This is a genomic window from Streptomyces inhibens (genome assembly GCF_022221585.1).
Taxonomy (GTDB): domain Bacteria; phylum Actinomycetota; class Actinomycetes; order Streptomycetales; family Streptomycetaceae; genus Streptomyces; species Streptomyces inhibens.
Genome location: NZ_CP084681.1, coordinates 2,580,478 through 2,598,648, shown reverse-complemented (window position 1 = coordinate 2,598,648; position 18,171 = coordinate 2,580,478). Strand labels below are relative to the sequence as shown.

The window sequence follows — 18,171 nt, the reverse complement described above, 5'->3', positions numbered from 1 at the left end:
CGGGGGGTATCCGTACGGGCCCGACGGCGCCCTCGGCCACTACTCCCAGCGGAAGAACCGCGCCGCAGCCCCCAGGCCGAGCACCGCCCACACCGCGAGGATGCCGAGGTTCTGCCAGGGGATGCCGGCGCCGTGCTGGAGGACGTCGCGCAGTCCGTCGGACAGCGCCGCGATCGGCAGCAGCCCGAGCATGCTCTGGGCGGCCTCCGGGAACTTCGTCAGCGGGACGATGACGCCGCCGCCGACCAGCAGCAGCAGGAACACCAGATTGGCGGCCGCCAGGGTGGCCTCCGCCTTGAGCGTGCCGGCCATCAGCAGGCCCAGGCCGGAGAAGGCGGCGGTGCCCAGGAGGAGCAGCAGCACCACGGAGAACGGGTTGCCGTGCGGGGACCAGCCCAGCGCGAGGGCGACCGCCGTCAGCAGCGCGATCTGCAGGACTTCGGTGACCAGCACCGCACAGGTCTTCGCGGTCATCAGCCCCCAGCGCGGCAGCGGCGAGACGGCGAGCCGCTTGAGCACGCCGTAGCGCCGCTCGAAGCCGGTCGCGATGGCCTGGCCGGTGAAGGCGGTGGACATCACGGCGAGCGCCAGGATGCCGGGCGCCAGGAAGTCGACGGAGCTGCCGGCGCCGCCGGCCGTGTCGGTGGGCACCTCGATGACGTCGACCGCGGAGAACAGCACCAGCAGCAGCGTCGGAATGACGACGGTCAGCAGCAGCTGCTCACCGTTGCGCAGCAGCATCCTGGTCTCCAGGGCCGCCTGCGCACGGATCATCCGGGGCAGCGGTGCCGCACCGGGCCGCGGGGCGAACGTGCCGGTCGCGGCAGCGGAACCGGTCTCGGTGGCGGTCATGCGCGCAGCTCCTTGCCCGTGAGCTCAAGAAATACGTCCTCCAGGGTGTGCCGCTCCACGGCTATGGCGTCCGGCATCACCCCGTTCTGTGCGCACCACGAGGCGACGGTGGCCAGCAGCTGTGGGTCGATCTTGCCGTGGACGCGGTAGGTGCCGGCGGCCGGCTCCGTGGCGGCGCTGTCCGCGGGCAGCGCCTTGAGGAGCGAGGCGAGGTCGAGGCCGGGCCGGCCGGTGAAGCGCAGGCTGTTCTCCGCGCCGCCGCGGCACAGCTGCTCGGGGCTGCCCTGGGCGATCACCCGGCCGCCGTCGATGATCGCGACATCGTCGGCGAGCTGCTCGGCCTCGTCCATGAAGTGCGTGGTCAGTACGGTGCTGACGCCATCGGCGCGCAGCTCCCGTACGAGGTCCCAGGTGGCGTGCCGGGCCTGTGGGTCGAGGCCGGCGGTCGGCTCGTCGAGGAAGACCAGCTCGGGGCGGCCGACCACGGCCATCGCCAGGGCGAGCCGCTGCTGCTGGCCGCCGGAGAGCCGCCGGTAGGGCGTCCGGCCGCAGCTGCCCAGGCCGAGCCGCTCGATCAGCAGCCCGACGTCGAGGGGGTGGGCGTGCAGGGTGGCGGTGTGCCGCAGCATCTCCTCGGCCCTGGCGCTCGCGTAGACGCCGCCGGACTGCAGCATCACGCCGATCCGCGGCCGCAGCGCCGCGGCGTCGGCGATCGGGTCCAGGCCCAGGACGCGGACCTGGCCGGCGTCCGGGCGGCGGTAGCCCTCGCAGGTCTCGATGGTGGTGGTCTTGCCGGCGCCGTTGGGGCCGAGCACGGCGGTCACCGCGCCGCGTGCGACGGTCAGGTCGAGGCCGTCCACGGCGGTCTTGGTCCCGTATCGCTTGACCAGGCCGACGACCTCGACGGCAGACTCTCGGCCGGGGGTCCGGGGATCGCTCCCCGGGGAGGTGCTGCGCATGCCGGGCAGTCTACGGAGAGTCGCCGGTCAGCCCTCAACGGGGGCTTGGGTGCTGACCGGCGCCCGGGGGTGGTCAATATGGCGGTGCGCGGCCGTACGATTTTCGGCGCCCGCGGGCCGTGCCGGGCGGCCGCCGGGCCGGGGCGCTCCATCGCAGGTCGGCGGTGCTTCGACGGGTCCCGGTGGGGCTTGAATTAGGTAAGCCTAAGTGATAGAGGCCACCTGTCCGTGATCCGGACGAGGCTTGAATCGCTTTGACGAATTACGCAACAATGACGTTGTGAAATACGCGAGCGAGGATCAGGAAGGGCCCGCGGTCGAGCAGACCGCCGGGCCGGCCGCCTCCACGCCCGAGCAGACCGAGCGGCGTGCGCCCGCCGCGCACGCCCCGGCGCCGCACGACGAACAGCAGGGCACCCGCAACAGGGTCGCCCGCTCCATCCTCGACCACGGTCCGTCCACCGCGGCCGAGCTCGCACTCCGTCTGGAACTGACCCAGGCCGCGGTCCGCCGCCATCTGGACGCGCTCGCCGCGGAGGGCGTCGTCGAGCCCCGCGAGAAGCGGGTCTACGGCACCCGTGGCCGCGGCCGCCCGGCCAAGGCCTTCGCCCTCACCGACTGCGGGCGGGACGCCTTCGACCAGGCCTACGACCAGCTCGCCACCGAGGCGCTGCGCTGGATCGCGCAGAGCGCGGGCGGCGGCGAGAAGGGCGAGGCGGCGGTCGCCGCATTCGCCCGCGCGCGGCTCGCGGCCCAGGCCGAGGGCTACCGTGAGGCGGTCGAGGCCGTCGAGCCGGAGCGTCGCACCGAGGCCCTTGCGAAGGCGTTGACCGCGGACGGGTACGCTGCTACGGCGCGCAGCGCGCCCAATCCCCAGCTCGGTGAACAGCTCTGCCAGCACCACTGCCCGGTCGCCCATGTCGCCGAGCGGTACCCGCAGCTGTGCGAGGCGGAGACCGAGGTCTTCTCCCGATTGCTCGGGACCCACGTACAGCGGCTTGCCACCATCGCCCACGGTGACGGGGTGTGCACGACCTTCGTACCGAAGGCCGGTGCCGGCAAGGCCGCGAACAGCACGCAACGCACCACCACCAAGACCACCACAGCATCTGCAAGCACGGCCGGGAGGAACCCCGCATGACGCTCCCCACGGAGACTGCTCACCCCGAGCTCGAGGGCCTGGGCAAGTACGAATACGGCTGGGCCGACTCCGACGTGGCCGGCGCTTCGGCGAAGCGCGGTCTCTCCGAGGACGTCGTCCGCGACATCTCGGCGAAGAAGAACGAGCCGGAGTGGATGCTCAAGCTCCGCCTCAAGGGCCTGAAGCTGTTCGACAAGAAGCCCATGCCGAACTGGGGCTCGGACCTGTCGGGCATCGACTTCGACAACATCAAGTACTTCGTCCGCTCCACCGAGCAGCAGGCCGCCTCCTGGGAGGAGCTGCCCGAGGACATCAAGAACACCTACGACAAGCTGGGCATCCCCGAGGCGGAGAAGCAGCGTCTGGTCGCCGGTGTCGCCGCGCAGTACGAGTCCGAGGTCGTCTACCACCAGATCCGTGAGGACCTGGAGGAGCAGGGCGTCATCTTCCTGGACACCGACACCGCGCTCAAGGAGCACCCGGAGCTCTTCCAGGAGTACTTCGGCACGGTCATCCCGGTCGGTGACAACAAGTTCGCGTCGCTGAACACCGCCGTGTGGTCCGGCGGCTCGTTCATCTACGTCCCCAAGGGTGTCCACGTCGACATCCCGCTGCAGGCCTACTTCCGGATCAACACCGAGAACATGGGCCAGTTCGAGCGGACGCTGATCATCGTCGACGAGGACGCCTACGTCCACTACGTCGAGGGCTGCACGGCGCCGATCTACAAGTCGGACTCGCTGCACTCCGCGGTGGTCGAGATCATCGTGAAGAAGGGCGGCCGCTGCCGCTACACGACCATCCAGAACTGGTCGAACAACGTCTACAACCTGGTCACCAAGCGCGCCGTCGCCTACGAGGGCGCGACGATGGAGTGGGTCGACGGCAACCTCGGCTCCAAGGTGACCATGAAGTACCCGGCGGTCTACCTCATGGGTGAGCACGCCAAGGGCGAGACGCTGTCCATCGCCTTCGCGGGCGAGGGCCAGCACCAGGACGCCGGCTCCAAGATGGTCCACATGGCGCCGAACACCTCCTCCAACATCGTCTCCAAGTCGGTGGCGCGAGGCGGCGGCCGGACCTCCTACCGCGGTCTGGTCGAGATCGGCGAGGGCGCCGCGGGCTCCAAGTCCAACGTGCTGTGTGACGCCCTGCTGGTGGACACCATCTCCCGGTCGGACACCTACCCCTACGTCGACGTCCGCGAGGACGACGTCTCCATGGGCCACGAGGCGACCGTCTCCAAGGTCAGTGAGGACCAGCTCTTCTACCTGATGGCCCGCGGCCTGACGGAGTTCGAGGCCATGGCGATGATCGTGCGCGGCTTTGTCGAGCCGATCGCCCGTGAGCTGCCGATGGAGTACGCGCTGGAGCTGAACCGGCTGATCGAGCTGCAGATGGAAGGCGCGGTCGGCTGACGCCCGCCCCCACGCAGCGACTGACTCCCTGATTGCAGAAAGCGAGCACGACGACAGCCATGGCTGAGGCTCAGAACATCCCGGCGGGTTCCACGACCACCGGCTCCATCGCGGTGGCCGCGGAGTCCACCGTCGCCACCCGGATGAGCGCCCCGCCGTCCTACGACGTGGCGGACTTCCCGGTGCCGCACGGCCGCGAGGAGGAGTGGCGCTTCACGCCCCTCGCGCGCCTGAGGGGCCTGCACGACGGCAGCGCCGTCGCGGGCGGTGCCGACCTCAAGGTCGACATCACCGCGCCCGAGGGCGTCACCCACGAGCTGGTCGGCCGTGAGGACCCGCGGGTCGGCAAGGCCGGCAAGCCCGTGGACCGGGTCGCCGCGCAGGCGTACAGCTCCTTCGAGAAGGCCTCGGTGGTCTCGGTCCCCAAGGAGACCGTGCTCACCGAGCCGATCCGGATCACCGTGCACGGCGAGGGCGGCACCGCCTTCGGCCACCAGGTCATCGAGCTCGGCGCGTTCGCCGAGGCGGTCGTCGTCATCGACCACATCGGTGACGCGGTGCTCGCCGCCAACGTCGACTACCTCCTCGGTGACGGCGCCAAGCTGACCGTCGTCTCCGTCCAGGACTGGGACGACAAGGCCGTCCACGTCGGGCAGCACAACGCCCTCGTCGGCCGGGACGGCACCTTCAAGTCCGTGGTCGTCACCTTCGGCGGCGACCTCGTCCGGCTGCACCCGCGTATCACCTACGCCGGCCCCGGCGGCGAGGCCGAGCTCTACGGCCTGTACTTCACCGAAGAGGGCCAGCACCACGAGCACCGCCTCTTCGTCGACCACGAGGCGTCCAACTGCCGCTCCAACGTGACCTACAAGGGCGCGCTGCAGGGCCAGGACGCGCACGCCGTCTGGATCGGCGATGTTCTCATCCGGGCGTCCGCGACCGGCACGGACACCTACGAGCTCAACCGCAACCTCGTGCTGACCGACGGCGCGCGGGTCGACTCGGTGCCCAACCTGGAGATCGAGACCGGCGAGATCGTCGGCGCCGGACACGCCTCGGCGACCGGCCGGTTCGACGACGAGCAGCTGTTCTACCTGATGGCCCGCGGCATCCCGGCCGACGAGGCCCGCCGGCTGGTCGTCCGCGGCTTCTTCGCCGAGCTGGTCCAGCAGATCGGTCTCCCGGACGTCGAAGAGCGTCTGATGAGCAAGATCGAGGCCGAGCTGGAAGCGTCCTCGGTATGACGTACGTACGCGCAGCGGCGCTCAGCGAGCTGGAGGAGGACACCCCCAAGAGGGTGGAACTCGACGGCACGCCGATCTCTCTGGTCCGCACCGAGGGCGAGGTGTTCGCGATCAACGACATCTGCTCGCATGCGAATGTCTCCCTCTCGGAGGGCGAGGTCGAGGACTGCTCGATCGAGTGCTGGCTTCATGGTTCGAGCTTCGACCTGCGTACCGGCAAGCCGAACGGCCTTCCCGCGACGCGCCCCGTCCCCGTATACCCCGTAAAGATCGAAGGGGACGACGTGCTCGTCTCCGTCACCCAGGAGTCCTGAGTTCCCCATGGCAACGCTTGAGATCCACGACCTGCACGTCTCCGTCGAGGCCGAGAACGGTCCGCGCGAGATCCTGAAGGGCGTCGACCTGACCGTGAAGCAGGGCGAGACGCACGCCATCATGGGCCCCAACGGCTCCGGCAAGTCGACCCTCGCCTACTCGCTTGCGGGTCACCCCAAGTACACGATCACCGGCGGCACCGTCACCCTCGACGGCGAGGACGTCCTGGAGATGTCCGTCGACGAGCGCGCCCGGGCCGGCGTCTTCCTCGCCATGCAGTACCCGGTCGAGGTCCCCGGCGTCTCCGTCTCCAACTTCCTGCGCACCTCCGCCACCGCCATCCGCGGTGAGGCCCCCAAGCTGCGGCTGTGGGTCAAGGAGGTCAAGGAGGCCATGGAGCGTCTCCAGATGGACCCCGCGTTCGCCGAGCGGAACGTCAACGAGGGCTTCTCCGGCGGTGAGAAGAAGCGCCACGAGATCCTCCAGCTGGAGCTGCTCAAGCCGGCCATCGCGATCCTCGACGAGACCGACTCCGGTCTGGACGTCGACGCGCTGCGCACCGTCTCCGAGGGCGTCAACCGCGTCCGCGAGACCGGCCAGGTCGGCACGCTGCTGATCACCCACTACACGCGCATCCTGCGCTACATCAAGCCCGACCAGGTGCATGTGTTCGCGAACGGCCGGATCGCCGAGTCCGGCGGTGCCGAGCTCGCGGACAAGCTGGAGGCCGAGGGCTACGAGGCATACACGAAGGGTGGCGCAACCGCGTGACACAGCTGCCGGGCCTCCTCGACACAGAGGCGATCCGTAAGGACTTCCCCCTCCTGGACCGTCAGGTCCACGACGGGAAGAAGATCGTGTACTTGGACAACGCGGCGACGTCTCAGAAGCCGCGCCAGGTCCTCGATGCGCTCAACGCCTACTACGAACAGCACAACGCCAACGTCCACCGTGGCGTGCATGTGCTCGCCGAGGAGGCCACGGCGCTGTACGAAGGCGCCCGCGACAAGGTCGCCGCCTTCATCAACGCGCCGAGCCGCGACGAGGTGATCTTCACCAAGAACGCCTCCGAGTCGCTCAACCTCGTGGCGAACATGCTGGGCTGGGCCGATGAGCCCTACCGCGTGGACCACGAGACCGAGATCGTCATCACGGAGATGGAGCACCACTCCAACATCGTCCCGTGGCAGCTGCTCTCGCAGCGCACCGGCGCGAAGCTGAAGTGGTTCGGCATCACCGACGACGGCCGGCTCGACCTGTCCAACATCGACGAGGTCATCACCGAGAAGACGAAGATCGTCTCCTTCACGCTGGTCTCCAACATCATGGGCACGATCAACCCGGTCGACACGATCATCCGGCGCGCCCAGGAAGTCGGCGCGCTGGTCTGCATCGACGCCTCGCAGGCCGCCCCGCACATGGTGCTGGACGTCCAGGCGCTGCAGGCCGACTTCGTGGCCTTCACCGGCCACAAGATGTGCGGCCCGACCGGTATCGGCGTCCTGTGGGGCCGCCAAGAGCTGCTGGAGGACCTCCCGCCGTTCCTCGGCGGCGGCGAGATGATCGAGACCGTCTCGATGCACTCCTCGACGTATGCGCCCGCGCCGCACAAGTTCGAGGCCGGTACGCCCCCGATCGCCCAGGCCGTCGGCCTCGGCGCGGCCGTGGACTACCTCGCCTCGATCGGCATGGACAAGATCGCCGCGCATGAGCACGCGATCACCGAGTACGCCGTCAAGCGGCTGCTGGAGGTCCCCGACCTGCGCATCATCGGCCCGAGCACGGCCGAGGAGCGCGGCGCGACGATCTCCTTCACACTCGGCGACATCCATCCGCACGACGTCGGCCAGGTGCTGGACGAGCAGGGCATCGCGGTCCGGGTGGGTCACCACTGCGCACGGCCCGTCTGCCTGCGCTACGGAATTCCCGCGACCACGCGAGCGTCGTTCTATCTGTACTCCACGCCTGCCGAGGTCGACGCCTTGGTCGAGGGCCTGGAGCACGTCCGCAACTTCTTCGGTTAATCAGGCACAGCGGATGAGGACGAGGACTGACTGAGTCGTGAAGCTGGATTCCATGTACCAGGACGTCATCCTGGACCACTACAAGCACCCGCATGGGCGCGGTCTTCGGGACGGCGACGCCGAGGTGCACCATGTCAACCCCACGTGCGGTGACGAGATCACGCTGCGCGTGCGGCTCGATGGCGCGACGATTGAGGATGTGTCCTACGAGGGCCAGGGCTGCTCCATCAGCCAGGCCAGCGCGTCGGTGCTCAACGAGCTCCTGGTCGGCAAGCAGCTCGGTGAGGCACAGAAGATCCAGGAGACGTTCCTGGAGCTGATGCAGTCCAAGGGCCAGGTCGAGCCGGATGACGCGATGGAGGAGGTGCTGGAGGACGCGGTCGCGTTCGCCGGCGTCTCCAAGTACCCGGCGCGCGTGAAGTGCGCGCTGCTCAGCTGGATGGCCTGGAAGGACGCCACGGCCAAGGCCCTCTCCGAGGAGGCGAAGACCGCATGACCGAGACCCCGACCACCACCAAGCCGGCATCCGAGGAAGAGGTCCGCGAGGCGCTGTACGACGTCGTCGACCCCGAGCTGGGCATCGATGTCGTCAACCTCGGACTGATCTACGGCATCCACATCGACGACGCCAATATCGCCACCATCGATATGACGCTGACGTCCGCGGCCTGCCCGCTGACCGATGTCATCGAGGACCAGGCGAAGTCCGCCACGGACGGCATCGTCAACGAGCTGAAGATCAACTGGGTCTGGATGCCCCCGTGGGGCCCGGACAAGATCACCGACGATGGCCGCGAGCAGCTCCGCGCGCTGGGCTTCAACGTCTGACGAGATCTTCCGCAGCGATACGGCCGTGCCCGCCAGTCACCACTGGCGGGCACGGCCGTTTCGCTGTTCGGGAGCGCCGCGGTGTCAGCTTCCGGGCCCGCCGGCCACCGGCAGCCCCTTGGTCTCGGCGGTGGCATCGCGCAGCGCGGGCGCCGCGGCGGCGAAGTAGCGGAAGAGGACGCGCAGTTCGTCCGCGGTGAAGCTTCGGAAGACCTCGGCCATCCGGCGGCGCGCGGGGCCGAAGGCGGCCTCGTCCTCGTCGTGCGGGATCGGCAGCGGCTCGACCAGGACCCGCCGGCGGTCGTCGGGGTCGGGGGCCCGGCGGGCCCGGCCGGCCCGCACCAGACGGTCGACGAGGCGGGTGGTGGCGCTCTGCGAGAGCCCGATGCGTTCGGCCAGGGCGCCGGTGGTGAGCGGGCCGGCGAGGTCGAGGGCGTGCAGTGCGTACAGGTCGGTGGGGTGCTGGCCGAGCGCCTCCGCGGCGGCCTGGCCGTGCAGCACGGTGGCCGTGACGTAGGCGCGATAGCTGTCGGCGTGCTGGCGCAGCAGGGCGTTGTGCCGCTGTTCGGACATGTCGCTCACCTTCCCGGGGCGGACCCGTCGGCTGTTTCCGGGGCGGACCCCTTGCCACATACTTGCACGGCCGCATATATTGCATGCGTGCATGCATATAAAACAGCGGCCGATTCCCGTCAGGAGGAGCCATGAGCACATCAGGGGGAGCCATGAGTACGGCGGAACTTCGCGAGGCGGCGGACGTGCGGGAGCGCTTCGAGGCGCACCGGCGGGCATGGGGTGACGCCGACGCCTACGGGCGCTCGTTCACCGAGGACGCCGACTACGTCACCTTCTTCGGCGGCAGGCTGACCGGCCGCGAAGGCGTCGTCGAGGGACACCGGGGCCTCTTCGACGGCGTACTCAAGGGCTCCCGGCTGTGGGCCGAGATCACCGATCTGGAGTTCCTCGCGCCGGACGTCGCCCTGCTCCACGCCCGGGGCGCCGTCCTGAAGGGGAAGCGGACCCGGCCCTCACGCCGGGCGATGTCCGTCCAGACCTATGTCATGACCCGGCAGCCCGCCGAAGGCGCCGACGGCTGGCTGATCCGGGCCTTCCAGAACACCCGCCACCGCCCCCGCACCGAGGCGCTGAGCGCCGCCCTGGCCCGGCTGGCGCCGAAGGGGAACTGACCGCCGATCTGCTTGTGTACGACCGTACGCATCGTTGTGTACGCTCGTACGCATGGTCTATGTGACGCTCGCCGGCGCGATCCTCTCCGAGATCCTCGCGACCACCTCGATGAAGTACAGCGACGGCTTCAGCAGACTGTGGCCGTCGCTGGGGACCGCGCTGGGCTATCTGCTCGCCTTCGCGCTGCTCGCCCAGACGCTCAAGTCGATGAGCGTCGGCACCGCGTACGCCATCTGGTCCGGCGCCGGGACGGCGGTGATCGCCGCGATCGGGATCGCGTTCCTGGGCGAGAGCGCCAGTGCGCTGAAGGTCTTCGGGGTGCTGCTGGTGATCGCCGGGGTCGTGGTGCTGAATCTGGACGGTGCGCACTGATGGCCCGGCGCTATGACCCCGACCGGCGGCAGCGGATCATCGACGCGGCGATCGCCGTGGTCGGCGAGCGCGGGATCGCCGGGCTCAGCCATCGCGCGGTGGCCGCCGCGGCGGATGTCCCGCTCGGCTCGACCACGTACCACTTCGCGACCCTGGACGAGCTGCTGAGCGCCGCGCTGCGGCAGGTCAACGGCGAGTGGATGGCCGATTTCGCGCGCTGGGTGGACGGCATCGACCCGGCGGCGCCGCTCGCCGACGAGGTCGCCGCGCTCGTCGAGGGGACCCTGGCCGGTGACCGCTCGCGGGTGGAGCTGGAGTACGAGCTGTATCTGGCGGCGCTGCGGCACGAGGCGGTACGGCCGATCGCCGCGGAGTGCCTGGACGAGATGGTGCGGCTGCTCGGACGGCGGATCGGCGACGAGCGGACCGCGCGCGCCGTGGTGGCGTTCACCGACGGGCTGGTGCTACAGCATCTGCTGACCGGGCAGCCCTTCGAACCCGCCGTGGTGCGGGACGGATTGGCCGGGGTGCTGGGCTGAAGCCGGCCGCCCGGAGCGGCGGCCGGCCGGCTCGTGCGGCCGTACGAGTGGCCTTGTGCGACCGTACGACCCGGCCCGATCGCTGAGACCGGTTCGCCTCGACGGGCGCCCTCCGGTTAGGTTTCGAACATGACCGATGCTGCTACTTCTGCTTCCCGTACGACCGGCGCCGTCGCCGCCGGGCTCGCCACCGTCACCTCCGACGGCACCGTTCTCGACACCTGGTTCCCGGCGCCCGAGCTGGTCGCTGCGACTGCCGAGGGCCCCGGCCCGGCCGGCACCGAGCAGCTGGACGACGAGCGCGCCACCGAACTGCTGGGCGCCGCCGTGCTCAAGGCGATCGGTCCCGACCCGGTCCGCGATGTCGAGGTCGTCGCCGTCCGGACGGTCATCTCCTCCCTCGACGACAAGCCGCTGGACGCGCACGACGTCTATCTGCGCCTCCACCTGCTCAGCCACCGGCTGGTCAAGCCGCACGGGCAGAACCTGGACGGCATGTTCGGTCTGCTGTCCAACGTCGCCTGGACCTCGCTGGGCCCGGTGGCCGTCGACCAGCTGGAGACGGTACGGCTCAACGCCCGCGCCGAGGGGCTGCATCTCCAGGTCACCAGCGTCGACAAGTTCCCGAGGATGACCGACTATGTCGCGCCCGCCGGTGTGCGGATCGCGGACGCCGACCGGGTGCGCCTGGGTGCGCACCTCGCGGCCGGCACCACCGTCATGCACGAGGGCTTCGTCAACTTCAACGCCGGGACGCTGGGCACCTCCATGATCGAGGGCCGGATCAGCGCGGGCGTGCTCATCGGCGACGGCTCCGACATCGGCGGCGGCGCCTCCACCATGGGCACCCTCTCCGGCGGCGGCAAGCAGATCATCTCGATCGGCGAGCGCTGCCTGCTCGGCGCCGAGTCGGGCATCGGTATCGCGCTGGGCGACGAGTGCGTGGTCGAGGCCGGCCTGTATGTGACCGCGGGCACCCGTGTCACGCTGCCCGACGGCCAGATCGTCAAGGCCCTGGAGCTCTCCGGCGCGGACAACATCCTCTTCCGCCGTAACTCCACCACCGGCACCGTCGAGGCCCGGCCGAACAAGGCGGCCTGGGGCGGCCTCAACGAGATCCTGCACAGCCACAACTGACAGCCACGACTGACAGTCGCAGCAGGCAGCCACAACGGACAGCCACAACTGCGCGTGCACGGTTGACCGTTCACGGTGGTGCCACGGCCCGGCGGAGCTCCGCCGGGCCGTTGGTGTGCTGCCGCCGTCCCCGGTCCGGCCGGGCGCCGATAGGCTTGGGGCATGCGTGATCTTGTAGCGGGGATGCGGTATCTGGGCAAGGGGCAACGCTGGGTCGCCCGGAACGGCCGGTGGTGGGGGTTCGGGCTGATCCCGGCCCTGATCGCCCTGGTGTTGTATGCCGCGGTGCTCACCGTGCTCGCCCTGTGGTCCGGCGATATCGCCGCCTGGGCGACGCCGTTCGCCGACGGCTGGGGCTCGCCCTGGCAGGGGCTGCTGCGCGGGCTGTTCGTGGCGCTGCTGTTCGCCGGCGGGCTGACGCTGTCCGTGCTGACCTTCACCGCCGTCACGCTGCTGATCGGCGACCCCTTCTACGAGTCGCTGTCGCAGAAGGTCGAGGAGAGCGAGGGGCACTGCCCGCCGGGGTCGGACCGGCCGTTGTGGCAGGAGATCTGGATCGCGCTGCGGGACAGCGTCCATGTGCTGCTGCGGGCCGCCGTTTTCGGGATCCTGCTGTTCGTCCTCGGGTTCGTGCCGTTCCTCGGGCAGACCGTGATCCCCGCCATCGGCTTCTGTGTCTCCGGCTTCTTCCTCGCCGTGGAGCTGACCTCGGTGGCGATGCAGCGCCGGGACATCCCGGTGCGCGAGCGGCTGCGGCTGCTGCGCGGCCGCAAGGCGCTCGCGGTCGGCTTCGGCACCCCGATCGTGCTGCTCTTCCTGATCCCGTTCATCGCGGTGGTGCTGATGCCGGGTGCGGTGGCCGGGGCGACGCTGCTGGTGCGGGAGCTGGTGCCGGACGAGGAGCAGCCGCCGGCGCCGGACCGGGGCGAGGGCGACGCCGGGCAGGACCGGGCCGACGCGCCGTACGGGCAGCCGGGCGGGCAGCCGTACGGGCAGCCGGGCGGGCAGCCAGGTGTGCCGGGCGGCTTCGGTCCGGCGCCCGCGCAGTTCCCCGCTACCCCGGGACAGCAGCCGGGCGCACCGCGGTCCCCGTATCCGCAGTCCGGTCCAGGGCCGTCCGCAGGGCGGCCACCAGCCGGTTGGTGAGCTGCGCGTCCGCCGCCAGCAGTGGCCCTCGGACCGGCCCCGCGGGCAGGCCGAGGTGGTTCAGCAGCGCCTTCGCGGCGACCGTGCCGGGGGTGTCGCCGCCGGTCACCGCTTCGATGAGCGGGACCAGGGCGAGCTGGCGGCGGGCGGCCTCGGCCGTGTCGCCGGTGTCATAGGCGTCCATGACGGCGCGCACGGCCCGCGGTGCGGCATTGGCGGCGGTGCTGATGCAGCCGGTGCCGCCGAGGGCCCGTAGCGGCAGGATCTGTTCATCGCAGCCCGCGTAATAGGCCAGCTCCGTCGACGCCAGTACCTTCGCCGACTTCAGCAGGTCGTTGCCGCAGTCCTTGACGGCCGTGATCCGCGGATGGGCGGCCAGTCGCAGCAGCGTCGCGGCGCTCAGCGCGGTGGCGGTGCGGCCCGGGATGTCGTAGAGCATCACCGGCAGCCCGGTGGCGTCCGCGACCGTCCGCAGATGGTGGGTGACGGCCTCCTGGGTGGGCCGTGAGTAGTACGGCGTGACCACCAACAGGCCGTGCGCACCGGCCCGTTCGGCGTCGCGGGCCAGGGTGACGGTGTGCCGGGTGTCGCTGGTGCCGACCCCGGCGGTGATCCGTGCCCGGTCGCCGACCGCCTCGACGACGGCCCGCAGCAGGGTCTCCTTCTCGGTGTCCGAGGTGGTCGGGGACTCGCCCGTGGTGCCGCTCAGTACGAGTGCATCGCATCCGCCCTCGTCGACGAGGTGGGTGGCGAGCCGCTGTGCGCCGTCCGTGTCGAGCTCCCCGTCCGCGGTGAACGGGGTGATCATGGCGGCCGCGGTACGGCCGAAGGAGGCCGCGGCCGGGGGCGGTGCGAGGGGTGGGGTGACAGTGTCCATGGCGGAAGTGTGAGGGCGTCTCATATTTCACGTCCACTTAGTTGTGCTGGGTGATTCCTTAAGTATCGCTACGATGAGTGGGGACCGTCGGTCGGCGCACGCGAAGCGGCCGCCGCACCGTTCGGTGCGACGGCCGCCCGGGCATCACAGGCCCATCACGCGTCAGTCAGGCCATTCCGCGAACGCTTCAGGTCCTGGGTCCGCTCGGCTGCGGACTCCTCCGACGACTTCGGCTTCCGCTGGTCGGTGCGCCGCTCGGCGGCACGGTCCTTGTTGCCCGACTTACGGTTCTGGGACTTCGGCATGATGACTCCCTATGTCTCGCCGAATGTTGCTTACGAACTCCAGTACCGCACCCTCAGCGGCAGTTGGCCCCCCGACGTGAGCCAGGCGAGTGACGGGAGTGTCACACGGGGTGACATGCCGCAGGTGTTACGGCCGGATCCGCAGCACCTGCGGATCGTGGTCGCTGGCCTGGTCGGCGTACTCGGCGTTGATGTGCACGATGTCGTAGTCGGCCCGGGGCAGATGGCGGCTGGTGAGCATGTGGTCCAGCACCTGCGAGTTGCCGTTGTAGACATAGCCGTAACGCTCCGAGCGCGGCAGCCGGCCCACCAGGTCGGTGAGCACACCCCCGCCGGTCAGGGTCTTGAGGGCCGGCGAGAACTGGTAGTCGTTGAGGTCGCCGGCCACCACCACATCGGCCTTCGGGTCCTTGGCCAGCAGTTCCTTGACGAACGCGTTGACCAGCCCGGCCTGCGCGGTGCGCTGGGTCTCCGACGTCCTGGCCGGGGACTGGAAACGGCTGTCCAGGCCCTGGTCGCCGCCCTTGGAGTTGAAGTGGTTGGCGATCACGAACACCCGGCTGTCCGGGCGGCTCTTGAGCGAGAACTGGCCGACCAGGGGCTTGCGGCTGGTCTTCCACGCCGGGTCGGTGGGCGCGATCCGGCCCGGGGACGCGGACAGCGTGGCCCTGCCGTGGTCGGCGACCACCTTCACCGGGGTGGTGGCGTCACCGCCCTTGATGTCCGTGAAGGACACCCGGTCGGGGTTGAACAGGAACGCCACACGGATGTTGCCGCCGGGCTGACCGCCGTCCTGGTCGTTGACCGGGTCGATCTGCCGCCACTCGTACGCCGGGCCGCCCGCCGCCTTGATGGCGTCGGTGAGCTTCTTGAGGGTGACGCCGGCGGTGACCACGCCGTTGTCGGTGGCGCCGTTGTCGTCCTGGACCTCCTCCAGGGCGACGACATCGGGGGCGGACAGATTGTGCACCAGCGCCTTCGCGAGCCGGTCGAACTTGGCCTGCGGGGTGGTGGGGGAGAGGTTCTCGACGTTGTAGGTGGCCACCGCCAGCTCGTCGGACTTCTGCTTGCGGGTGGTCTCCTGCGCCGGGCCGTGATCGGTGACCTTGCCCAGCTCGGTGGCCTGGAGCGTGTAGCCGCCGAAGCTGTCGTAGTCCAGCGGCCCGGCGGTGGTGCCGGTCAGCTCGTCACCGACATCGGCCACCGGGAACGGCCGCTGCGAGAAGGGGATCAGGGACGCCACCTTGACCCGGCCGCCGTTGGGGTCCGCGTACGAGCGGTAGAGCGTGCCGCCGCGGGCCGTACGGTTGTGGCCCGGCTCGGCGGTCACCCACAGCTCGTTGTGGGTGCTGGTCGGGCCGACGACCGGGGCGCCGGAGACCGAGACCCGCATGCCCTCCAGCGACTCATAGCGGTCCAGCGCGTACGAGGAGGGGCGCAGCGTCAGCGACTCGATGCTCTTGCCGCCCGCGTCGGGGGCGTAACGGTTCGGCACCGAGGCCGGGTTGAGCTTGAAGGCGGCCGGCAGCGGGGCGTCGGCGGAGACGGTCTGCCAGGTCGCGTCGGTGATTTCGGTGACGGACTGCAGGCCCGCGTCCTTGCCGCCCGGGTAGTACTCGCTGACCGTGCCGGAGAAGGTGATCGCGTCGCCGACCGTGACCTTCGGCGTCTCCTTGCCGGTGAAGACGAAGACCGCCTCGCTGGTGGCCGGGTCGTTGTCCGGATGCGGGTCCTGCACCCAGAAACCGCGCGCCGAGCCGAACGACCGGACCGCGGTGACCGTGCCGGGCACCTCGCTGACCTGCTTTCCGGCCAGCGAGGATATTCGCGTGTTGCCCTGGATGTCGTGGATCCGGACGCCGGCCGCGGAGGCGGAGGACTGCGTAACGGTCAGCAGTCCACCGGCGAGGGCGGCGCAGGCCACCGCGCTGAGGGCGGCCGGTCTGCGGAGCGAACGACGGGACGGCATGCATGCCTCCGAGGGGATATATAGGGTTATGGGGGGTAGTGGCACCGTGCGCGCGGCGCTGGACCGGCGCACGCTACGCGCGTCAATCTCTTGTGCGCACAAGGGAGTTGTCAAGGTTCTCCCGGTGACCGGCAAGGGGCGCGGGGGTGAACCGTCCGAGATACGGAGAATTCCGTCTACGCTTGGTCGGCGCACGAGCCGAAGTCCGTACGAGGAGCTGAGCCCCAGATGTCCGCAGACCGCCCCACCCTGCCGCCGGTGCGGCTGCACTCCGAAGCGGAACTGGCCCGGGACGCGCTGAGCGCCCCCCTGATGGCCCGGGCCGCCAAGCTCGCCCGCTGGGCCGAGCGCGGCGTCCCGGTCGGCGTCGGCGGCGAGATCCTCCATGAAGCGCTGGGCGCCGCCACCGAGCACCTCGGTCTGGCCGGCGACGAGGACGGCCCCGCCTACACCGCCGAGGCCTGGCAGCTCGCGGTGGACACCGGGCTGGTCGAGATCGAGGAGAGCTCCGAGGACTCGGCGGACGAGGACGGCGCCGGACTTCCCGACGATGCCGCGGTCGGCACCGCCACCCCCGGCGAGGAGCTGAACCTGCTCACCTCCGGCAGCCCCCAGGACATCCTCGACATCTGGCTCGGCGGCATGGAGACCGTGCTCGCCGACGCGGCCGCCCCCGACCTCGCCGACCTCGCCGACCAGCTCACCGAGAGCGGCGAACTCGATCTGGACGCGATCGACTGGAACCCGGAGGAGGAGGCCGAGGTGCTGGACGGCATCCTCGGCAACCTCTATCTGCTCACCGCCCTGAGCGAGGACCCCGACCAGGACGTGCCGCTGCCCGCGCTGGCCGCCTCCATGATCATCCCGGACGACATGGACGAGCCCACCGACGACATCCTCGAAGAGGTCTCCGAGGCGATGATGCGTCTGGACGACCAGTTCCGGGTGCTGGAGCCGATCGGTCTGATCGCCTACAGGCCGGTCGACGAGGCGCTCATCGAGGAAGTGGACGAGGACGGGGAGACAGTCCGCGCTGCCGAGCCGCTCACCGACGAGGACGTCTCCCGCTACGGCCTGGTCCGCCTTACTCCGCTCGGCGTCTACGCGGTACGCGCCCGGCTGCTGGACGCGGGCGCACACGCCCCGGCCGTCGGCGACCTCACCGACAAGGGCGCCGACGTCCTCCTGGACGCGCTGCCCGACTACCCCGAGACGCTCGCCCAGGCCGAGTCCGAGCGGTGGCTCGCCGCCCGTACGCCGCTGGACGCCGCCCGTGACCTGCTGGCGGCCGCCCGCGGCGACGACGAGCGCGCCCCGCGCCGCCGGCTCGCCGCCCAGCAGACCCTTTCGCTGGTCTCGCCGGACGCCGAGACCGCGCTGCGCGAGGTCCTCGACGACCGCCAGCTCGGCGGTCTGGCCCGGGTCTGGCTCGCCGAGCGCGCGCTGCCCGGTATCCCCGAGCCGTCCGAGGGCATGATCTTCTGGCTGACCGTGGACACCATCGCGGCGCAGCTGGACAGCGCCGACGAGAACGCCGTGCCCGAGCTGCGCGAACTCGTCCAGGGCCTGACCGACCAGCACAGCGGGTTCTTCGACACCGCCTGGCGGGTGGACCACCCGGCCACCGCCGACGTCCTGGAGGCCATGGGCCGGCTGCACCCGGACAAGAAGGCCGCCAAGGAGGCCCGCAAGGCCGCGTTCAAGGCGCGCTCGCGGCAGTCGGGCTGAGGCAGTGCCCGGGAGGGCCGGGGTGGCGTAACTGCTTCCTGGATGTCGCGCCGCGTTCAACTGGAGTTCGAAGGCGCGCGGGAACGTGTGCGGCGCAGGCACAGGGGAAGAAACCGGCCATCCAGGAGA

At 70.3% G+C, this 18,171-nt stretch carries 20 protein-coding genes; 14 read left to right on the top strand and 6 right to left on the bottom strand.

The window, feature by feature from the left end:
• Positions 1-39: 39 nt before the first annotated feature.
• Positions 40-852, bottom strand: a complete 813-nt coding sequence (locus KI385_RS12115; protein WP_238572194.1) for an ABC transporter permease — start codon at positions 850-852, stop codon at positions 40-42.
• Positions 849-1,811 carry an ABC transporter ATP-binding protein gene (locus KI385_RS12110; RefSeq protein ID WP_238572193.1) on the bottom strand — a complete coding sequence of 321 codons (963 nt, stop codon included), beginning with the start codon at positions 1,809-1,811 and terminating at the stop codon, positions 849-851. Before KI385_RS12110 ends, KI385_RS12115 begins: the two co-directional genes overlap by 4 nt.
• Before the next feature lie 280 nt (positions 1,812-2,091).
• Between KI385_RS12110 and KI385_RS12105 the strand changes: the two genes are divergently transcribed.
• The 8 genes from KI385_RS12105 to KI385_RS12070 are packed head-to-tail and all read left to right on the top strand — an operon-like array spanning position 2,092 to position 8,781.
• A complete protein-coding gene (locus KI385_RS12105; protein WP_238572192.1) occupies positions 2,092-2,952 on the top strand; it encodes a helix-turn-helix transcriptional regulator in 861 nt (286 codons plus the stop codon).
• Positions 2,949-4,370, top strand: a complete 1,422-nt coding sequence (sufB, locus tag KI385_RS12100) for a Fe-S cluster assembly protein SufB (protein WP_046928624.1) — start codon at positions 2,949-2,951, stop codon at positions 4,368-4,370. Before KI385_RS12105 ends, sufB begins: the two co-directional genes overlap by 4 nt.
• A 59-nt stretch (positions 4,371-4,429) precedes the next feature.
• On the top strand, positions 4,430-5,614 hold the full coding sequence (sufD, locus tag KI385_RS12095; RefSeq protein WP_238572191.1) for a Fe-S cluster assembly protein SufD: 1,185 nt from the start codon (positions 4,430-4,432) through the stop codon (positions 5,612-5,614).
• Complete coding sequence (locus tag KI385_RS12090; RefSeq protein WP_128512018.1) at positions 5,611-5,928, top strand: non-heme iron oxygenase ferredoxin subunit; 318 nt, start codon at positions 5,611-5,613, stop codon at positions 5,926-5,928. The genes sufD and KI385_RS12090 overlap by 4 nt, the downstream gene beginning before the upstream one ends.
• 7 nt (positions 5,929-5,935) lie before the next feature.
• On the top strand, positions 5,936-6,700 hold the full coding sequence (gene sufC, locus KI385_RS12085; protein ID WP_238572190.1) for a Fe-S cluster assembly ATPase SufC: 765 nt from the start codon (positions 5,936-5,938) through the stop codon (positions 6,698-6,700).
• On the top strand, positions 6,697-7,953 hold the full coding sequence (locus tag KI385_RS12080) for a cysteine desulfurase (RefSeq protein WP_238572189.1): 1,257 nt from the start codon (positions 6,697-6,699) through the stop codon (positions 7,951-7,953). Before sufC ends, KI385_RS12080 begins: the two co-directional genes overlap by 4 nt.
• A 37-nt stretch (positions 7,954-7,990) precedes the next feature.
• On the top strand, positions 7,991-8,449 hold the full coding sequence (sufU, locus tag KI385_RS12075; RefSeq protein ID WP_238572188.1) for a Fe-S cluster assembly sulfur transfer protein SufU: 459 nt from the start codon (positions 7,991-7,993) through the stop codon (positions 8,447-8,449).
• A complete protein-coding gene (locus KI385_RS12070; RefSeq protein WP_238572187.1) occupies positions 8,446-8,781 on the top strand; it encodes a metal-sulfur cluster assembly factor in 336 nt (111 codons plus the stop codon). The genes sufU and KI385_RS12070 overlap by 4 nt, the downstream gene beginning before the upstream one ends.
• An 84-nt stretch (positions 8,782-8,865) precedes the next feature.
• Here KI385_RS12070 and KI385_RS12065 read toward each other — a convergent pair whose 3' ends face one another.
• Entirely contained in the window at positions 8,866-9,354 is a 489-nt protein-coding gene (locus tag KI385_RS12065; RefSeq protein ID WP_238572186.1) for a MarR family winged helix-turn-helix transcriptional regulator, read from the bottom strand.
• A gap of 152 nt (positions 9,355-9,506) precedes the next feature.
• On the opposite strand from KI385_RS12065, the gene KI385_RS12060 reads away from it, so the two are divergent.
• The 5 genes from KI385_RS12060 to KI385_RS12040 all read left to right on the top strand — a co-directional run bounded on the left by KI385_RS12060 (position 9,507) and on the right by KI385_RS12040 (position 13,163).
• Positions 9,507-9,968: an SgcJ/EcaC family oxidoreductase gene (locus KI385_RS12060; protein WP_238572185.1), complete on the top strand. Its 462-nt coding sequence runs from the start codon at positions 9,507-9,509 to the stop codon at positions 9,966-9,968.
• A 52-nt stretch (positions 9,969-10,020) separates the two neighbouring features.
• Positions 10,021-10,341, top strand: coding sequence for a DMT family transporter (locus KI385_RS12055; protein WP_238572184.1), 321 nt, complete (start codon positions 10,021-10,023; stop codon positions 10,339-10,341).
• Positions 10,341-10,880 (top strand): TetR/AcrR family transcriptional regulator, encoded by a 540-nt coding sequence (locus KI385_RS12050; protein WP_238572183.1) that lies wholly within the window; start codon positions 10,341-10,343, stop codon positions 10,878-10,880. Before KI385_RS12055 ends, KI385_RS12050 begins: the two co-directional genes overlap by 1 nt.
• Positions 10,881-11,009: 129 nt before the next feature.
• Entirely contained in the window at positions 11,010-12,017 is a 1,008-nt protein-coding gene (dapD, locus tag KI385_RS12045) for a 2,3,4,5-tetrahydropyridine-2,6-dicarboxylate N-succinyltransferase (protein ID WP_238572182.1), read from the top strand.
• 162 nt (positions 12,018-12,179) lie between these two features.
• On the top strand, positions 12,180-13,163 hold the full coding sequence (locus KI385_RS12040; RefSeq protein ID WP_238572181.1) for an EI24 domain-containing protein: 984 nt from the start codon (positions 12,180-12,182) through the stop codon (positions 13,161-13,163).
• Here the strand turns inward: KI385_RS12040 and dapA are convergent.
• From dapA to KI385_RS12025, 3 genes are all read right to left on the bottom strand, one after another.
• On the bottom strand, positions 13,072-14,040 hold the full coding sequence (gene dapA, locus KI385_RS12035) for a 4-hydroxy-tetrahydrodipicolinate synthase (RefSeq protein WP_238572180.1): 969 nt from the start codon (positions 14,038-14,040) through the stop codon (positions 13,072-13,074). The genes KI385_RS12040 and dapA overlap by 92 nt on opposite strands.
• Positions 14,041-14,195: 155 nt before the next feature.
• Positions 14,196-14,345, bottom strand: coding sequence for a hypothetical protein (locus tag KI385_RS12030; protein ID WP_181923638.1), 150 nt, complete (start codon positions 14,343-14,345; stop codon positions 14,196-14,198).
• Positions 14,346-14,472: 127 nt separating this feature from the next.
• Entirely contained in the window at positions 14,473-16,314 is a 1,842-nt protein-coding gene (locus KI385_RS12025) for an endonuclease/exonuclease/phosphatase family protein (protein ID WP_238572179.1), read from the bottom strand.
• Between the two features lie 228 nt (positions 16,315-16,542).
• On the opposite strand from KI385_RS12025, the gene KI385_RS12020 reads away from it, so the two are divergent.
• Positions 16,543-18,042, top strand: a complete 1,500-nt coding sequence (locus KI385_RS12020) for a hypothetical protein (protein WP_238572178.1) — start codon at positions 16,543-16,545, stop codon at positions 18,040-18,042.
• Positions 18,043-18,171: the final 129 nt, after the last annotated feature.